The sequence below is a fragment of the Enterobacter sp. CCUG 70166 genome, from assembly GCF_020224095.1.
GTDB lineage: Bacteria > Pseudomonadota > Gammaproteobacteria > Enterobacterales > Enterobacteriaceae > Enterobacter > Enterobacter intestinihominis.
The window spans coordinates 13,349-30,064 of sequence record NZ_NRIQ01000015.1 but is presented as its reverse complement, the minus strand read 5'-3'; the positions used below and the strand labels follow the sequence as shown (position 1 = coordinate 30,064).

Sequence of the window (16,716 nt, the reverse complement as noted above, 5' to 3'; positions counted from 1 at the left end):
GTCAGAACCCGTTAATGTGTTGCTCAGCCAGCCACCTTGCCAGCCTATCAACGGGAGGCGCATGCAGCCAGTTAACGACCTGCTGCGCCTTCTCTTCACCTGTTCCCGGCAAAGCCTGCCAGTCAGCGGCGCTCCGCTGATTCAGCGCCTGCCACGACGCCGCCCCAACCGCATTCAGCGTGGCTTTTGTCAGCGGGATCCCCATCGCTGTGACCCAGCGAATAAAAGGTTGTTTGCGCACAATATTAAAACGATGCCAGAGCGATAACCCGCGCCCGGCGGAAAAGCCAGGCGTGGACTGTAGCTGCGCCTGCGTCAGTGTTAACCACGAAAAAATATGCTCGAAACGATGCGTCTGATGAAGCGTTCGCCAGCCCGCCTCGCCTAACCCCTCGATCCCTAGCCCTTGTTTTGAGCTAAGCCACGTCAACCGGGCAAAGAACTGTTCCATACACGCTGGTGAGGCATAAAAACAGGTCAGCGAGTGGTACTGCAGGGCCGGAGGTTCTGGTTTTTCCCTGTTCGCTCCCCGCCAGACAACTCGATCGAATCGGGGGATCCCCTGCCCGGCGAGGCTTATCAGAACCTGATCGCCGGGAACAATATCCAGCCGCTGCCAGCGTGTGACCGACCCCAGGCTCACCCGCCGCACCTGTTTATCATCAAGCTTTACTGGATCCAGTTCGGCTACAACGGACACCTTGCCCGTTCGCCCGACGCCAAACTGTATCCCTCGCACTTCAGCAACCTGAGCGACAGGCGTATATTTCCATGCGACAACCCAACGCCCTTCACCGGGTAACCAACCGTCGCCCGCGGGTTCATCCGCTGAACGCACCACAATGCCGTCCGTGGCAAAGGGCAATGCTGTTGTATGCCACGCTGAACGCTGCGCTTCGACCGCATTCACAGACGCGGCGGACAGCGTATAACGCGCCGTCAGGGTGAACCCGGCTTTTGACAACGCATCCAGAGATACCTGCATCTCTTTAGGTCCATCCGGCCAGGCCCAGATAAACACGCCGAGCTGCCTGAGAAGTGCGCTATCGTTATGACGCATCATGGCGCCCGCCACTTTTGCCCGCATGTTCATCCCCCCCATCTGACGCTGGATGTGGTTTTCATGAATCCAGAACAGTTCACCCTGTAAGACGCTATTTGCCAGGGGGCCGGACAGGTTTTGCGGAACAGAGGGGATTGATCGAACCTGCGCCGTCCAGTCTTCACCTTTCACACCGTTGCCACGGCTAATGGCCCGGACAAGCTTCCCGCCCTGGTACACCAGCGTCACAGCCACGCCATCCACTTTGGGCTGCATCCAGAGATGTTGCCGGGCTCGCATCCACTGGCTGAGCTCAGCTTTACTGGCAACCTTATGCACGCCCGTATGCGCAACCGGGTGTGTCACACTACCTGTCAGAGGTGGCGGTCTCTCTTCGGAAGAGACATGACCAAAGCAGCGCTGCCACTGGTTCAACCGCGCGTTAAGCTGATCGTAAACCCCGTCATCAACGTCACTGACTCCCTGCTTCCAGTAAGCATCGTCCCAGCGTTTGATCTGCGCGCTCAGCGCTACAATTTCCTTTTCTGCTTTTGCCTGCGACCATACCGGGCATACCGCTAACCCGGTGCTACACCACAACAGCGCAAACCCGCTTATCCATCGCCACATTATTACCCCTCCTTTGCGTTGGAGGAGGTATAACCCGGTATTGAAAACGACGCGAATGGCAACGTTACGCTTTACGAGGCGTTATCCAGCGTTTCTTTTTGTTGCTGCAAACCGCAGACAAAACCTGAAAACGGCACGCAAAATTTAATCATCCACGGGAAAAAGTGTGACAAAGGCTACGTCACACAGCGGCGACGTGTATAATAAGCCCGTATGTAGGACTTCTTCGTTAACACATACAAAAGACTCTCATGGCTCAAGGCACGCTTTATATTGTTTCTGCCCCTAGTGGCGCGGGTAAATCCAGCCTTATTCAGGCACTGTTAAAAACCCAACCGTTGTACGATACGCAGGTTTCTGTTTCTCACACCACGCGAGCACCGCGTCCGGGTGAGGTGCACGGTGAACACTATTTCTTTGTGAATCACGACGAATTCAGAGCGATGATTGGCAGAGACGCGTTTCTTGAACACGCAGAAGTATTCGGTAACTACTACGGTACTTCGCGTGAAACCATTGAGCAGGTTCTGGCGACCGGCGTGAACGTGTTCCTGGATATCGACTGGCAGGGCGCGCAGCAAATTCGTAAGAAAATGCCTGATTCGCGCAGTATTTTTATTCTACCGCCATCGAAAGATGAACTGGATCGTCGCCTGCGTGGTCGCGGCCAGGACAGCGAAGAAGTTATCGCGAAGCGTATGGCACAGGCTGTTGCAGAAATGAGCCATTACGCGGAATATGATTACCTTATTGTGAATGATGATTTTGATGCCGCGCTGAGCGATCTCAAAACTATCCTTCGCGCAGAACGTCTGCGTATGAGCCGCCAGAAGCAGCGACATGACGCATTAATCACCAAACTGTTGGCAGACTGAACCCACTTTCAGTATCATGCCCAGTCATTTCTTCACCTGTGGAGCATTTTAAGTATGGCACGCGTAACTGTTCAGGACGCTGTAGAGAAAATTGGTAACCGTTTTGACCTGGTACTGGTCGCCGCGCGTCGCGCTCGTCAGATGCAGGTAGGCGGTAAAGATCCGCTGGTACCGGAAGAAAACGATAAAACCACCGTTATTGCACTTCGCGAAATCGAAGAAGGTCTGATCAACAACCAGATCCTCGACGTGCGTGAGCGCCAGGAGCAGCAAGAGCAGGAAGCCGCAGAACTGCAGGCCGTAACCGCCATTGCTGAAGGTCGTCGTTAATTAAACCTGCGGGTCGCCCTTGTATCTGTTTGAAAGCCTGAATCAACTGATTCAAACCTACCTGCCTGAAGACCAGATTAAGCGTCTTCAGCAGGCGTATCTCGTTGCACGTGACGCTCACGAGGGCCAGACACGTTCAAGCGGTGAACCCTATATCACGCACCCGGTAGCGGTGGCCTGTATTCTGGCCGAGATGAAACTCGACTACGAAACGCTCATGGCCGCCCTGCTGCATGACGTGATTGAAGATACCCCTGCCACCTACCAGGACATGGAACAGCTGTTTGGCAAAAGCGTTGCCGAGCTGGTGGAAGGGGTCTCTAAGCTTGATAAGCTGAAATTCCGCGATAAGAAAGAGGCGCAGGCCGAAAACTTTCGCAAGATGATCATGGCGATGGTGCAGGATATCCGCGTCATTCTCATCAAACTTGCTGACCGCACCCACAATATGCGCACGCTGGGCTCACTTCGCCCGGATAAACGTCGCCGCATCGCCCGTGAAACCCTCGAAATCTACAGTCCGCTGGCGCACCGTTTAGGTATTCATCACATTAAAACCGAGCTGGAAGAGCTGGGTTTTGAAGCGTTATACCCAAACCGCTATCGCGTGATTAAAGAGGTGGTGAAAGCCGCTCGCGGTAACCGTAAAGAGATGATTCAAAAGATCCTCTCTGAAATCGAAGGGCGCTTGCAGGAAGCCGGTATTCCGTGCCGCGTCAGCGGTCGCGAAAAGCATTTGTACTCTATTTACTGCAAAATGGTGCTCAAAGAGCAGCGTTTTCACTCGATCATGGATATCTACGCGTTCCGCGTCATCGTCCACGACTCTGACACCTGCTACCGCGTGCTGGGGCAGATGCATAGCCTGTACAAGCCACGTCCGGGGCGCGTCAAAGATTACATCGCCATTCCAAAAGCGAACGGATACCAGTCTTTGCACACCTCGATGATTGGCCCGCACGGCGTTCCGGTTGAGGTGCAAATTCGTACCGAAGACATGGATCAAATGGCGGAGATGGGTGTCGCGGCGCACTGGGCTTATAAAGAGCACGGCGGCGAAAGCAGCACCACCGCGCAAATCCGCGCCCAGCGCTGGATGCAGAGCCTGCTGGAGCTGCAACAGAGTGCAGGTAGCTCGTTTGAATTTATCGAGAGCGTTAAATCCGATCTCTTCCCGGATGAGATTTACGTTTTCACGCCGGAAGGGCGCATTGTCGAACTGCCTGCGGGCGCGACGCCGGTCGACTTCGCTTACGCCGTGCATACCGATATCGGCCATGCCTGCGTGGGTGCCCGCGTCGACAGGCAGCCTTATCCGCTGTCGCAGCCGCTCTTCAGCGGGCAGACTGTCGAAATTATTACCGCGCCGGGCGCACGTCCTAACGCCGCCTGGCTGAACTTTGTCGTGAGCTCAAAAGCGCGCGCAAAAATCCGCCAGCTGCTGAAAAATCTCAAGCGCGACGACTCCGTTAGCCTGGGGCGTCGTCTGCTCAATCACGCGCTGGGTGGCAGCCGCAAACTGGCAGAGATCCCCCCAGAAAACATTCAGCATGAGCTGGAGCGTATGAAGCTCGCCTCGCTGGATGACCTGCTGGCAGAGATTGGCCTCGGAAACGCCATGAGCGTGGTCGTGGCGAAGAACCTGCAACAGGGCGAAACGACAGCCGTTCCTGCTAACGCGCAAAATCATGGTCACCTGCCAATCAAAGGCGCTGACGGGGTGCTCATCACCTTCGCCAAATGCTGCCGCCCTATCCCGGGCGACCCGATTATTGCGCACGTCAGCCCGGGTAAAGGGCTGGTGATCCACCACGAATCCTGCCGTAACATCCGTGGCTATCAGAAAGAGCCTGAGAAGTTCATGGCGGTCGAATGGGATAAAGAGACAGCGCAGGAATTTATCACTGAAATCAAGGTGGATATGTTTAACCACCAGGGTGCACTGGCGAACCTGACGGCAGCGATCAACACGGCCTCGTCAAACATTCAGAGCCTGAATACTGAAGAAAAAGATGGCCGCGTTTACAGCGCCTTTATTCGCCTGACCGCCCGTGACCGCGTACATCTGGCCAATATTATGCGCAAGATCCGCGTGATGCCGGATGTCATTAAAGTCACCCGTAACCGAAACTAGCATTATGAATTCAACACGTTACGAGCGAATCTGCGAAATGCTCGCCAGGCGTCAGCCTGATCTGACGGTCTGCATGGAGCAGGTCCATAAACCTCATAACGTCTCTGCTATCGTCCGCACCGCAGATGCCGTCGGCGTGCATGAAGTCCACGCCGTCTGGCCAGGCGCACGTATGCGTACCATGGCCTCCACCGCCGCAGGCAGCAACAGCTGGGTATCCGTGAAAACTCACCAGACTATTGGTGAAGCGGTCTCGCACCTGAAAGGGCGTGGCATGCAGGTACTGGCAACCAACCTCTCTGCTAAAGCCGTGGATTTCCGTGAGATCGACTACACCCGTCCGACCTGCATTTTAATGGGCCAGGAGAAAACGGGGATCACGCAGGAAGCACTGGATTTGGCTGACCGGGACATCATCATTCCGATGATCGGCATGGTCCAGTCACTCAACGTGTCGGTCGCCTCAGCGCTGATCCTGTATGAAGCGCAGCGCCAGCGTCAGAATGCCGGAATGTACGAGCGCAGCAACAGCATGCTGCCGGAAGAGGAGCAGCAGCGCCTGCTGTTTGAAGGTGGCTATCCGGTGCTGGCTCGCGTTGCGAAGCAGAAGAAATTGCCTTACCCCCACGTCAACGCGCAGGGCGAAATTGAAGCCGATGCCGAGTGGTGGTCCACCATGCAGTACGCAGGGTAAATCATGAAAGGCCGCCTGCTGGACGCCATACCGCTCAACAGCCTGACGGGCGTGGGCGCGGCTCAAAGCAGTAAACTGGCGAAGATTGGCCTGCACACCGTGCAGGATCTCCTGCTCCACCTCCCCCTGCGTTACGAAGACCGTACCCAGCTTTATAAAATTGGCGATCTGCTGCCCGCTATTTACGCCACCGTTGAAGGGGAAGTGCTGAACTGCAACATCACCTTTGGCGGACGCAGGATGATGACCTGCCAGATCAGCGACGGCACCGGCATTCTCACCATGCGCTTTTTCAACTTCAATGCGGCGATGAAAAACAGCCTTGCCACCGGACGACGCGTACTTGCGTACGGTGAAGCCAAACGGGGCAAATACGGCGCGGAGATGATCCACCCGGAATACCGCGTGCAGGGCGATCTCAGCTCACCTGAGCTACAGGAGACGCTCACGCCGGTCTATCCAACCACCGAAGGCATTAAGCAGGCCACGCTGCGCAAGCTCACCGACCAGGCGCTGGAGCTGCTCAATACCTGCGCCATTAACGAGCTGCTGCCGCCGGAGCTGGCGCAGGGCATGATGAGCCTGCCGGAGGCGTTGCGCACCCTGCACCGTCCACCGCCAACGCTTCAGCTCGTTGATTTAGAAAGCGGTAAACATCCCGCCCAACGGCGTCTTATCCTTGAGGAATTACTGGCTCACAACCTGAGCATGCTGGCCCTGCGCGCAGGTGCGCAGCGTTTCCACGCGCAGCCATTAAGCCCGCATGATGAGCTCAAAGATAAGCTGCTGGCCACACTGCCGTTTAAACCCACCGGCGCCCAGGCGCGGGTTACCGCCGAGATTGAACGCGATATGGCGCTGAATGTGCCGATGATGCGCCTGGTGCAGGGCGACGTGGGTTCCGGGAAAACGCTGGTTGCCGCATTGGCCGCTTTACGCGCTATCGCCCACGGCAAGCAGGTGGCGCTGATGGCGCCGACAGAACTGCTGGCCGAGCAGCACGCCAACAATTTCCGTAACTGGTTCGCCCCACTGGGGATCGAAGTGGGCTGGCTGGCTGGGAAGCAGAAGGGCAAAGCACGTCTTGCGCAGCAGGAAGCTATTGCCAGCGGGCAGGTGCAGATGATTGTCGGCACGCACGCCATTTTCCAGGAACAGGTGCAGTTTAACGGCCTGGCGCTGGTCATTATCGACGAACAGCACCGCTTTGGTGTTCATCAGCGTCTGGCGCTGTGGGAGAAAGGTCTGCAACAGGGCTTCCACCCGCATCAGCTGATCATGACCGCCACGCCGATTCCGCGCACCCTGGCGATGACGGCCTATGCCGATCTGGATACCTCCACCATCGACGAGTTGCCGCCGGGCCGAACGCCGGTGACCACGGTTGCCATACCGGACACGCGGCGCAGCGACATCATTGACCGCGTGCGCAACGCCTGTACGCAGGAAGGGCGTCAGGCGTACTGGGTCTGCACCCTGATTGAAGAGTCTGAGCTGCTGGAAGCGCAGGCTGCCGAAGCCACATGGGAAGAGTTAAAGCTCGCCCTGCCAGAGCTGAACGTCGGTCTGGTTCACGGGCGCATGAAGCCTGCCGAGAAGCAGGCGGTGATGCAGTCGTTCAAACAGGGCGAGCTGCACTTACTCGTTGCGACCACGGTTATCGAAGTGGGCGTGGATGTGCCGAACTCCAGCCTGATGATTATTGAGAACCCGGAGCGTCTGGGCCTGGCGCAGCTCCACCAGCTACGAGGCCGCGTGGGCCGTGGCGCGATCGCCTCTCACTGCGTGCTGCTCTACAAAGCCCCGCTGTCGAAAACCGCGCAGATGCGTTTGCAGGTATTACGCGACAGCAATGACGGCTTCGTCATTGCGCAAAAAGATCTGGAGATCCGCGGCCCGGGTGAACTGCTGGGCACGCGTCAGACGGGTAACGCCGAATTTAAAGTGGCGGATTTGCTGCGCGATCAGGCCATGATCCCCGAAGTACAACGCCTAGCGCGTCATATTCATGAACGCTACCCCGAACAGGCGGCAGCGTTAATTGAACGCTGGATGCCGGAAACCGAGCGGTATTCCAACGCCTGACGGTCAGCCAAACATTGGCAGCATCAGGTAGAGCTTAATGACCAGCGCGTTGACGATATCAATGAAGAATGCGCCCACCATCGGCACCACCAGAAACGCCATGTGCGACGGGCCGAACCGTTCGGTGATCGCCTGCATATTCGCGATGGCCGTTGGTGTCGCTCCCAGACCAAATCCACAGTGACCCGCAGCCAGTACCGCCGCATCATAGTTTTTGCCCATCATGCGCCAGGTAACAAAGATGGCATACAGCGCCATAAACACGGCCTGTACCGCCAGGATCGCCACCATCGGCAGCGCCAGCGAGGCCAGTTCCCACAGCTTGAGGCTCATCAGCGCCATCGCCAGGAACAGCGACAGGCTGACGTTCCCCAGCACGGACACCGCGCGTTCGAAGACGCGGTAGAAGCCCATCTGCGCCAGACCGTTGCTCAGGATCACCCCGATAAACAGCACGCAGACAAAGGTTGGCAGTTCGAAAGCCGTTCCCGCCAGCCATTGCGCAACGATTTTGCCCACGGTGAGGCAGATGGCAATCATGGCGATGGTTTCAATCATCACCAGCGAGGTGATGCTGCGACCAACGTCCGGTTTTTCGAACGCGGTCGGCACCATTTCATCGTCTGGTCTGCCTTCCGGCGTAGTGGAATGTTTCACCAGATAGCGCGCCACCGGGCCGCCAATCAGCCCGCCAAGCACCAGGCCAAAGGTCGCGCAGGCCATAGCCACTTCCGTTGCGTTTTCAAAGCCATAGCGTTCGATGAACAGCTTGCTCCACGCCGCGCCCGTTCCGTGGCCACCTGACAGGGTAATCGACCCCGCCAGCAGACCCATCAGCGGATCCAACCCCAGCAGCGACGCCATACCGATGCCGATGGCGTTTTGCATCAGCAGCAGGCCCACCACAACAATCAGAAACACGCCCAGCACCTTGCCGCCTGAACGCAGGCTTGCGAGGTTAGCGTTCAGGCCGATAGTGGCAAAGAAGGCCAGCATCAACGGATCTTTCAGGGACATATCAAAATCAATTTCCCAGCCCATGCTTTTTTTCAGTACCAGCAGGGCCAGCGCCACCAGCAATCCACCGGCGACAGGTTCAGGAATGGTGTACTTTTTCAGAAAGGAAACACTGTGTACCAGCTTGCGACCAAGCAGAAGAACCAGCGTTGCGGCAACAAGGGTCGACAACGTATCGAGATGAATCATAAAAGGCTCCTGTTATGCGCGTGTTCCATACACACGCGGCGTTATCCTGGGCCGGGTGATGCTCGTCATGAGCCGCCGGCGCGAAAAGTGTAATTTTTTTTTCCTGTTCGTTGTAGAAAACCTGCTCACACCGGCAGATTTTCTCTCTTTTTTTTGCTGGCAATCGTTTGCTTTTACCAGGTGGTCAGCTAAAATGCCCGCTTTTCCACCGTGGGATTGCCGCCGATGTCTGTTAACACTCTGGAGTCTGCTGATGCGCAACCGATTGCGCAGAAGCAAAACAGTGAACTGATTTACCGCCTTGAAGATCGTCCCCCGCTACCTCAAACCCTGTTTGCCGCCTGCCAGCATCTGCTGGCGATGTTCGTTGCGGTCATCACGCCGGCTCTGCTGATTTGTCAGGCGCTGGGGTTACCGGCGCAGGATACGCAACACATCATCAGTATGTCTCTGTTCGCTTCCGGTGTAGCCTCCATCATTCAAATTAAAGCCTGGGGTCCGGTGGGTTCGGGGTTGCTGTCGATTCAGGGCACCAGCTTTAACTTTGTGGCGCCGCTGATCATGGGCGGTACGGCACTGAAAACCGGCGGCGCAGATGTCCCGACGATGATGGCGGCGCTATTCGGCACCCTGATGCTGGCAAGCTGCACAGAGATGATCATCTCCCGCGTTCTGCACCTTGCGCGCCGGGTGATCACCCCGCTGGTCTCCGGCGTGGTGGTGATGATTATCGGCCTGTCGCTGATTCAGGTGGGTCTGACCTCCATCGGGGGCGGCTACGCGGCAATGAGCGACCATACCTTCGGCGCGCCGAAAAACCTGCTGCTGGCAGGCGTGGTGCTGGCGATCATTATTCTGCTTAACCGCCAGCGTAACCCGTACCTGCGCGTGGCTTCGCTGGTGATCGCCATGGCGGCCGGTTACCTGCTGGCGTGGGCGCTGGGCATGCTGCCGGAAAACACCACCCCAACCAACAGCGCGTTGATTACCGTGCCAACGCCGCTCTACTACGGCCTGGGCATTGACTGGAGTCTTCTCCTGCCGCTGATGCTGGTCTTTATGATCACCTCGCTGGAAACCATTGGCGATATCACTGCCACCTCCGACGTGTCCGAGCAGCCGGTCTCCGGCCCGCTGTACATGAAACGTCTGAAAGGCGGCGTGCTGGCGAACGGACTGAACTCGTTTGTCTCGGCGGTGTTCAACACATTCCCGAACTCCTGCTTCGGCCAGAACAATGGCGTGATCCAGCTGACCGGGGTTGCCAGCCGCTACGTGGGCTTCGTGGTGGCGCTGATGCTGGTGGTCCTCGGCCTGTTCCCGGCGGTGAGCGGGTTTGTGCAGCACATTCCCGAGCCGGTCCTGGGCGGCGCGACGCTGGTCATGTTCGGTACCATCGCGGCCTCCGGTGTGCGTATCGTCTCCCGCGAGCCGCTGAACCGCCGCGCAATCATGATTATTGCGCTGTCTCTCGCCGTAGGACTTGGCGTCTCCCAGCAGCCGTTGATTTTGCAGTTTGCCCCGGACTGGGTGAAAAACCTGCTCTCTTCCGGCATCGCTGCGGGCGGTATTACCGCTATCGTGCTGAATCTCATTTTCCCGCCTGAAAAGAACTGATCCCCACACGGCAGGCTGTCAATGCCTGCCGTGACATCTCTTTACACCATTCCCGCCTTGAGCATTGCGCATAAATCGTGCATAACACCCTTATGTGCGTTTCGCGGGAAGGAAGACCATGAAATTTATTGGAAAGCTGCTTATCTATCTTCTGGTAGCCCTGCTCATTGTAGTGCTCGCCTTTTATTTTCTGCTCCAGACCCGCTGGGGCGCATCGCAGGTCAGTAGCTGGATCACGGTGAATACCGATTACGAGCTCAACTTTGACCTGATGGATCACCGCTTTTCATCCCCTTCTCACATTCTTCTGGAAAACGTTACCTTCGGACGAGATGGCAAACCGGCCACGCTGGTCGCTAAAAAAGTGGATATTGGCTTAAGCAGCCGCCAGATCACCGACCCGCTGCATATGGACGCCATCACCCTGTTCGATGGCACGCTGAATTTATCTCCACAGACGGCGCCGCTGCCGTTCCAGGCCGATCGTCTGCAACTGAATAACATGGCCTTTAACAGCCCGAATACGGAGTGGGATCTCAGTGCGCAAAAGGTGACCGGTGGCGTCAGCCCGTGGCAGCCCGAGGCGGGGAACGTACTGGGGAAAAATGCGCAAATCCAGATGAGCGCCGGGTCGCTCACGCTCAACGGCATACCGGCCAATAACGTGCTGATTCAGGGACAACTCAACGGCAAAGAGGTGGTGCTGAATACCATCGGTGCCGATATGGCGCGCGGCTCGCTTACGGGGTCGGCTCAGCGTAATGCCGACGGTGGCTGGGTTATCGACACCCTGCGTCTGAATGAGATCCGCCTGCAAAGCGACAAATCGCTGCTGGATTTCTTCGCCCCTCTCTCCACCCTGCCTTCGTTACAGATTGGGCGGCTGGAAGTGACCGATGCCCGTCTACAGGGGCCAGACTGGGCGGTTACCGACCTTGATCTTAGCCTGCGTAACCTCACCCTGAGTAAAGGGGACTGGCAAAGCCAGGAGGGACGGTTATCCATGAACGCCAGCGAATTTATCTACGGCTCGCTGCATCTTTTTGACCCTATCCTGAACGCGGAATTCTCCCCGCAGGGCATTGCGCTGCGTCAGTTCACTTCCCGCTGGGAAGGGGGCATGGTGCGCACCTCCGGCAACTGGCTGCGCGACGGGAACGCGCTGGTGCTGGACGACGTTGCCATTGCCGGGCTGGAATATACGCTTCCGGAAAACTGGAAAACGCTGTGGATGGATCCGCTTCCGGCATGGCTGAACAGCGTGACGCTGAAAAAATTCGGCCTGAGCCGCAACCTGGTGATCGACATCGATCCGGCGTTCCCATGGCAGATCACCTCCCTCGACGGTTATGGCGCTAATCTGCGTCTGGCGCAAGACCACAAGTGGGGCGTGTGGGGCGGTAACGCAACCCTGAACGGGGCGGCAGCAACCTTTAACCGCGTCGACGTGCGACGCCCGTCGCTGGCGCTGAATGCCAACGCCGCAACGGTAAACATTACCGACCTGAGCGCCTTTACCGAGAAAGGGATCCTGGAAGCGACCGCCACCGTGTCACAGCTGCCACAGCGACAAACCACCGTGAGCCTGAACGGGCGCGGTGTACCGCTCAACGTCTTGCAGCAGTGGGGCTGGCCAGCGCTGCCGATTGCGGGCGACGGCAATATTCAGCTTACCGCCAGCGGCAGCGTGCAGGCGAATGCGCCGCTGAAGCCGACGGTGAACGGGAAGCTGAGCGCGGTAAATATGGATAAACAGCAGGTGCAGCAGACGATGACCGGCGGGATGGTGTCGGCGGTGGCTCCGGCACAGTAAAAAGCCGGGTGGCGGCTTCGCCTTACCCGGCCTACGAGGTTTTGGTTCCCTCTCCCCGTGGGTGAGGGCATCAGACCGCATAATTACCGTAGGCCCGGTAAGCGAAGCGCCACCGGGCATTTTTCCAGCTCAGAGGTGGATCACCACCTCATCCCTCTCGGCTTTCACCACCACACCCCACTCGCTGCCCGCATGTGAACCGCCTTTCACGCCGCCAACCTTTTGCACGTTGCGCAAGCACACCGACCAGTTTTGCGCATCTCCCGCGCCGGTAAAGGTCACGACGTCGCCCTGACGTGACGCCTTCAGCGTAAACACCACAGAACCGTCCGCCGCAGGCACTTCGCTAACCGCCGTTGCGCCATCGCTCAGGTTGAAGAGCTGGAAGGCTGTCCCCTCGTGCCACGCATAGTCCGGCTTCTGGTTATTATTGCCGAGCGCCAGCAGCGTGTTGTCGCGCACATAGACCGGCAGGCTCTGGAAATCGTGCTGCTGCTTATGCCAGCGGCTGCCCTCGATTACATCGTTGTGCCACAGGTGCGTCCAGCGCCCTTCCGGCAGCCAGAACTGCACGTCGCCCGCCTCGGAGAACACCGGCGCCACCATCATTGAATCCCCCAGCATGTACTGGCGGTCGAGGTAATCGCACGCCGGGTCGTCCGGGAACTCCAGCATCATCGCCCGCAGCATCGGCGTGCCGAACTCGCGGGCCAGCGCAGCCTGACGATACAGGTACGGCATCAGCTGGCATTTCAGCTGGGTGAAGTGGCGCACCACGTCGCAGGACTCATCATCGTACGCCCACGGCACGCGGTAGGATTTGCTGCCGTGCAGGCGGCTGTGGCTGGAGAACAGCCCGAAAGCGCACCAGCGCTTATAGACGTGCGCCGGAGCGGTGTTTTCAAACCCGCCGATATCGTGGCTCCAGAATCCGAAGCCGGACAGGCCAATAGACAGCCCGCCGCGCAGGCTTTCCGCCATCGATTCATAGTTGGCGTAGCAGTCGCCGCCCCAGTGCACCGGGAACTGTTGCGCTCCCACGGAGGCAGAACGGGCAAACAACACCGCCTCTTCTTCTCCCACCGTCTCTTTCAGCACGTTCCACACCAGTTCGTTGTAGATGTAGGCGTAATGGTTGTGCATCTTCTGCGGATCGGAACCGTCAAACCACTGGACGTCCGTCGGGATACGCTCGCCGAAGTCGGTCTTGAAGCAGTCGACGCCGATCTCCACCAGGCCTTTCAGCTTGTCGGCGTACCACCGGCACGCGTCCGGGTTGGTGAAGTCGTAGATCGCCAGCCCCGGCTGCCATTTGTCCCACTGCCACAGGGAGCCGTCCGGGCGCTTAAGCAGGTAGCCCTTCTCTTTCAGCTCACGGAAGATCGGCGATTTCTGGCCGATGTACGGGTTGATCCACACGCAGACCTTCAGCCCTTTCTCTTTCAGGCGGCGGATCATGCCTTCCGGATCCGGGAAGGTCACCGGGTCCCACTCGAAGTCGCACCACTGGAAGGCTTTCATCCAGAAGCAGTCGAAGTGGAACACGTGCAGCGGCAGGTCGCGCTCGGCCATGCCGTCGATAAAGCTGTTGACCGTCGCTTCGTCGTAGTTAGTGGTGAAGGAGGTGGTCAGCCACAGGCCGAACGACCACGCCGGCGGCAGCGCCGGACGCCCGGTGAACTGCGTATAGCGGTTTAATACCTCTTTTGGCGTCGGGCCGTCGATCACGAAGTACTCCAGATACTCCCCTTCCACGCTGAACTGCACTTTGGACACTTTCTCGGAGCCGACTTCAAACGAGACGTTTTCCGGATGATTCACCAGCACGCCGTAGCCGCGGTTGGTCAGGTAGAACGGGATATTTTTGTAGGACTGCTCGGTGCTGGTGCCCCCGTCGCGATTCCAGGTTTCGACCGTCTGACCGTTGCGCACCAGGGCGGTAAAGCGCTCGCCCAGACCGTAGACCGTTTCCCCCACGCCCAGATCCAGACGTTCAAACACATAGTTGCGATCGGTGTTGGTATCCTGCACGTAGCCGTTGTTTTTCAGCTGGCTGCCGGTAATGCGCTGGCCGTTGCGCAGGAAATCCAGCGCCCAGAACTCGCCTTTGGTGACGCGCACGCTGGCGCTGCCGCTTTTCAGCTCGGCAAATTCGGCGTTGTTTTCAATCTCTACCTTCACGTCTTTCAGAACGTTCAGCGGATAGTGCGGGCCGTTGTTCAGCGCGCCCTGGAAGTGCTCAATGCGCACCCCGACAATCCCTTCCTGCGGAGCAAACAGGCGCACCGTGAACATCAACGTGTCGAGCTGCCAGGTGCGTTCGCGCACGTCACGCGGGGCCACATACACCACCAGGTCATTGCCCTGCTGCTCCACGTCGAACACCTGTACCGGATACGTCACGTTAAGGCCCGGTTGGATAAGCCAGTTTCCATCACTGATTTTCATGCTTACGTCCTCTTAGTTCTGCAATTCTTTGCTGACCGGCAGGTTTTCAAACTCCTGCTGATTGCGGCGCGCACCTTGCGCCAGCTCGCGCAGGATTTTGGTCAGGAAGGGGGTTTTCAGCGTGTAGTAGCGCCTGGCGATGATGGCGCTTAGCACGTAGCAGATCGCCGGAGCCAGCGTAAACAGACCGATAATGATGCTGATGGTCGCGCTGTTCTGGGTTTTGGCTGCCGCGTCGTAGCCGCCGCCTGCCAGCATCCATCCGATCATCGCCCCGCCCAGCGCCAGGCCGAGTTTCAGCACGAACAGCGTGCCCGCAAAGCTGATGCCGGTCAGACGTTTGCCGTTGGTCCATTCGCCGTAGTCGACGGTATCGGACATCATTACCCACTGAATCGGCGTCACCAGCTGGTGCAGCACGCCGATAACGAAGATGAAGCCGAACATCAGCACGGTGGCATGCATCGGCACGAAGAACATCGCCACGCTGACCACCGCCAGCGCGGCGTTGGTCCACCAGAAGATGCTGACCTTACACTTCCAGTCGGTGAGCGGTTTCGCCAGCGCGGAGCCAATCAGGTTGCCGACGCAGTAGGTGGTGAGGAACGCGACGAACACTTCCGGCGAGCCCATGATCCAGGTGCAGTAATACATCATCGCGCCGCCGCGCACGCAGACGGCGAGAATGTTGAGGATGGTCAGCACGCCGACGATGCGCCACTGGTCGTTTTGCCAGATATCACGCAGATCTTCACGCATGGAGGTAGTACTCGGTGGCACCTGGATGCGCTCTTTGGTGGTGAAGAAGCAGAACGCCAGCATCAGGAACGCGACCACCGACAGCACGGCGATCCCGCCCTGGAAGCCGAAGGCTTTGTCATCCCCGCCAATAAGGTTCACCAGCGGCATCATCAGCACCGTGGAGAGCATGCCGCCCGCCGTCGCCAGCACAAAGCGCCAGGACTGAAGGGAGATACGCTGCGTCGGGTCGTTGGTGATCACGCCGCCCAGCGCGCAGTACGGGATATTGACCACGGTATAGAGCAGGGTCAGCAGCGTATAGGTGATAGCGGCGTAAACCATTTTGCCGTTGAGGCTGAGGTCCGGCGTGGTGTAGGCCAGCACGCAGACGATGCCGAACGGAATGGCGCCGAACAAAATCCACGGGCGGAACTTGCCCCAGCGGCTGCGGGTGCGGTCGGCAATCAGCCCCATGCACGGGTCGGAGATCGCATCCAGCGCGCGGGCCAGCAGGAACATGGTGCCGACAAACCCGGCGGGAATACCAAAAATATCGGTGTAGAAAAACATCATGTAAAGCATGACGTTATCAAAAATGATATGGCTGGCGGCGTCTCCCATGCCGTAGCCAATCTTCTCTTTTACTGACAATACTTCGCTCATATTTTTATCCTTCACGCTGTAGGGGGCGCTGAGACCGGTTGCATTGGTTTTAAACCATTGTTTCAGGAGCGGGTATTGCGTTTTCTGGTTAAGAGATTACGTTTCTTGTTTTTTGTGATCGGGATAAAAGTTGATGAGCACGAAATGCTAACCTGAGGATTTTCTTAAGAATTAGCTGAAACAGGGGGATTCAGGTCAAAAGAGAGGTGAAAAAAGTGGTGTGGGGTATGTGGTAAATGCCTGAAAGTAGCTATAATGCGCCCCGCCTCCATGTAGCAATGCAGGCGCGGAAGATCGTCATCTCCGGTGAGGTGGCTGGACTTCAAATCCAGTTGGGGACGCCAGCGTTCCCGGGCAGGTTCGACTCCTGTGATCTTCCGCCAATTAGCTTCTACTGAACTCCACTGTCTCAAGTAAATCCCCTATAATACCCGCAAT

11 protein-coding genes and 1 tRNA gene are annotated in these 16,716 nt (G+C 57.7%); 8 read left to right on the top strand and 4 right to left on the bottom strand.

Features of this window, described 5'->3' with window-relative positions; all coding sequences use genetic code 11:
• Position 1: 1 nt before the first annotated feature.
• Positions 2-1,672 (bottom strand): NAD-dependent DNA ligase LigB, encoded by a 1,671-nt coding sequence (gene ligB / locus CKK19_RS07435; protein ID WP_063147158.1) that lies wholly within the window; start codon positions 1,670-1,672, stop codon positions 2-4.
• A gap of 251 nt (positions 1,673-1,923) precedes the next feature.
• Here ligB and gmk point away from each other — a divergent pair, with 251 nt between their 5' ends.
• Genes gmk through recG form a run of 5 tightly spaced genes read left to right on the top strand, consistent with a single transcriptional unit; the run spans position 1,924 to position 7,790 of the window.
• Entirely contained in the window at positions 1,924-2,547 is a 624-nt protein-coding gene (gene gmk, locus CKK19_RS07430) for a guanylate kinase (RefSeq protein ID WP_006177710.1), read from the top strand.
• 54 nt (positions 2,548-2,601) lie between these two features.
• Complete coding sequence (gene rpoZ / locus CKK19_RS07425; RefSeq protein WP_000135058.1) at positions 2,602-2,877, top strand: DNA-directed RNA polymerase subunit omega; 276 nt, start codon at positions 2,602-2,604, stop codon at positions 2,875-2,877.
• Positions 2,878-2,896: 19 nt separating this feature from the next.
• Positions 2,897-5,011: a bifunctional GTP diphosphokinase/guanosine-3',5'-bis pyrophosphate 3'-pyrophosphohydrolase gene (gene spoT, locus CKK19_RS07420; protein ID WP_022646616.1), complete on the top strand. Its 2,115-nt coding sequence runs from the start codon at positions 2,897-2,899 to the stop codon at positions 5,009-5,011.
• Between the two features lie 4 nt (positions 5,012-5,015).
• The gene (gene trmH, locus CKK19_RS07415; RefSeq protein ID WP_032622047.1) at positions 5,016-5,705 is read left to right on the top strand and encodes a tRNA (guanosine(18)-2'-O)-methyltransferase TrmH; all 690 of its coding nucleotides are present in this window, start codon (positions 5,016-5,018) and stop codon (positions 5,703-5,705) included.
• A gap of 3 nt (positions 5,706-5,708) precedes the next feature.
• Positions 5,709-7,790 carry an ATP-dependent DNA helicase RecG gene (gene recG, locus CKK19_RS07410; protein ID WP_063853775.1) on the top strand — a complete coding sequence of 694 codons (2,082 nt, stop codon included), beginning with the start codon at positions 5,709-5,711 and terminating at the stop codon, positions 7,788-7,790.
• A 3-nt stretch (positions 7,791-7,793) separates the two neighbouring features.
• On the opposite strand, the gene gltS is transcribed toward recG, so the two are convergent.
• Positions 7,794-8,996, bottom strand: coding sequence for a sodium/glutamate symporter (gene gltS / locus CKK19_RS07405; RefSeq protein WP_006812438.1), 1,203 nt, complete (start codon positions 8,994-8,996; stop codon positions 7,794-7,796).
• 225 nt (positions 8,997-9,221) lie between these two features.
• On the opposite strand from gltS, the gene xanP reads away from it, so the two are divergent.
• Positions 9,222-10,613, top strand: a complete 1,392-nt coding sequence (xanP, locus tag CKK19_RS07400) for a xanthine/proton symporter XanP (RefSeq protein WP_032626600.1) — start codon at positions 9,222-9,224, stop codon at positions 10,611-10,613.
• 118 nt (positions 10,614-10,731) lie between these two features.
• The gene (locus CKK19_RS07395) at positions 10,732-12,426 is read left to right on the top strand and encodes an AsmA family protein (protein WP_045621023.1); all 1,695 of its coding nucleotides are present in this window, start codon (positions 10,732-10,734) and stop codon (positions 12,424-12,426) included.
• Between the two features lie 129 nt (positions 12,427-12,555).
• Here CKK19_RS07395 and yicI read toward each other — a convergent pair whose 3' ends face one another.
• On the bottom strand, positions 12,556-14,874 hold the full coding sequence (gene yicI, locus CKK19_RS07390) for an alpha-xylosidase (protein WP_063853776.1): 2,319 nt from the start codon (positions 14,872-14,874) through the stop codon (positions 12,556-12,558).
• A gap of 12 nt (positions 14,875-14,886) precedes the next feature.
• Positions 14,887-16,278 (bottom strand): glycoside-pentoside-hexuronide family transporter, encoded by a 1,392-nt coding sequence (locus CKK19_RS07385; RefSeq protein ID WP_063136741.1) that lies wholly within the window; start codon positions 16,276-16,278, stop codon positions 14,887-14,889.
• A gap of 288 nt (positions 16,279-16,566) precedes the next feature.
• Here CKK19_RS07385 and CKK19_RS07380 point away from each other — a divergent pair.
• Positions 16,567-16,661: transfer RNA gene (locus CKK19_RS07380), tRNA-Sec, on the top strand.
• Positions 16,662-16,716: the final 55 nt, after the last annotated feature.

What these genes read in the sequence shown, in the direction of transcription:
- ligB (WP_063147158.1), bottom strand. Translation starts at nt 1,672, where the DNA reads ATGTGGCGATGGATAAGCGGGTTTGCGCTGTTGTGGTGTAGCACCGGG.
- gmk (WP_006177710.1), top strand. Translation starts at nt 1,924, where the DNA reads ATGGCTCAAGGCACGCTTTATATTGTTTCTGCCCCTAGTGGCGCGGGT.
- rpoZ (WP_000135058.1), top strand. Translation starts at nt 2,602, where the DNA reads ATGGCACGCGTAACTGTTCAGGACGCTGTAGAGAAAATTGGTAACCGT.
- trmH (WP_032622047.1), top strand. Translation starts at nt 5,016, where the DNA reads ATGAATTCAACACGTTACGAGCGAATCTGCGAAATGCTCGCCAGGCGT.
- recG (WP_063853775.1), top strand. Translation starts at nt 5,709, where the DNA reads ATGAAAGGCCGCCTGCTGGACGCCATACCGCTCAACAGCCTGACGGGC.
- gltS (WP_006812438.1), bottom strand. Translation starts at nt 8,996, where the DNA reads ATGATTCATCTCGATACGTTGTCGACCCTTGTTGCCGCAACGCTGGTT.
- xanP (WP_032626600.1), top strand. Translation starts at nt 9,222, where the DNA reads ATGTCTGTTAACACTCTGGAGTCTGCTGATGCGCAACCGATTGCGCAG.
- CKK19_RS07395 (WP_045621023.1), top strand. Translation starts at nt 10,732, where the DNA reads ATGAAATTTATTGGAAAGCTGCTTATCTATCTTCTGGTAGCCCTGCTC.
- yicI (WP_063853776.1), bottom strand. Translation starts at nt 14,874, where the DNA reads ATGAAAATCAGTGATGGAAACTGGCTTATCCAACCGGGCCTTAACGTG.
- CKK19_RS07385 (WP_063136741.1), bottom strand. Translation starts at nt 16,278, where the DNA reads ATGAGCGAAGTATTGTCAGTAAAAGAGAAGATTGGCTACGGCATGGGA.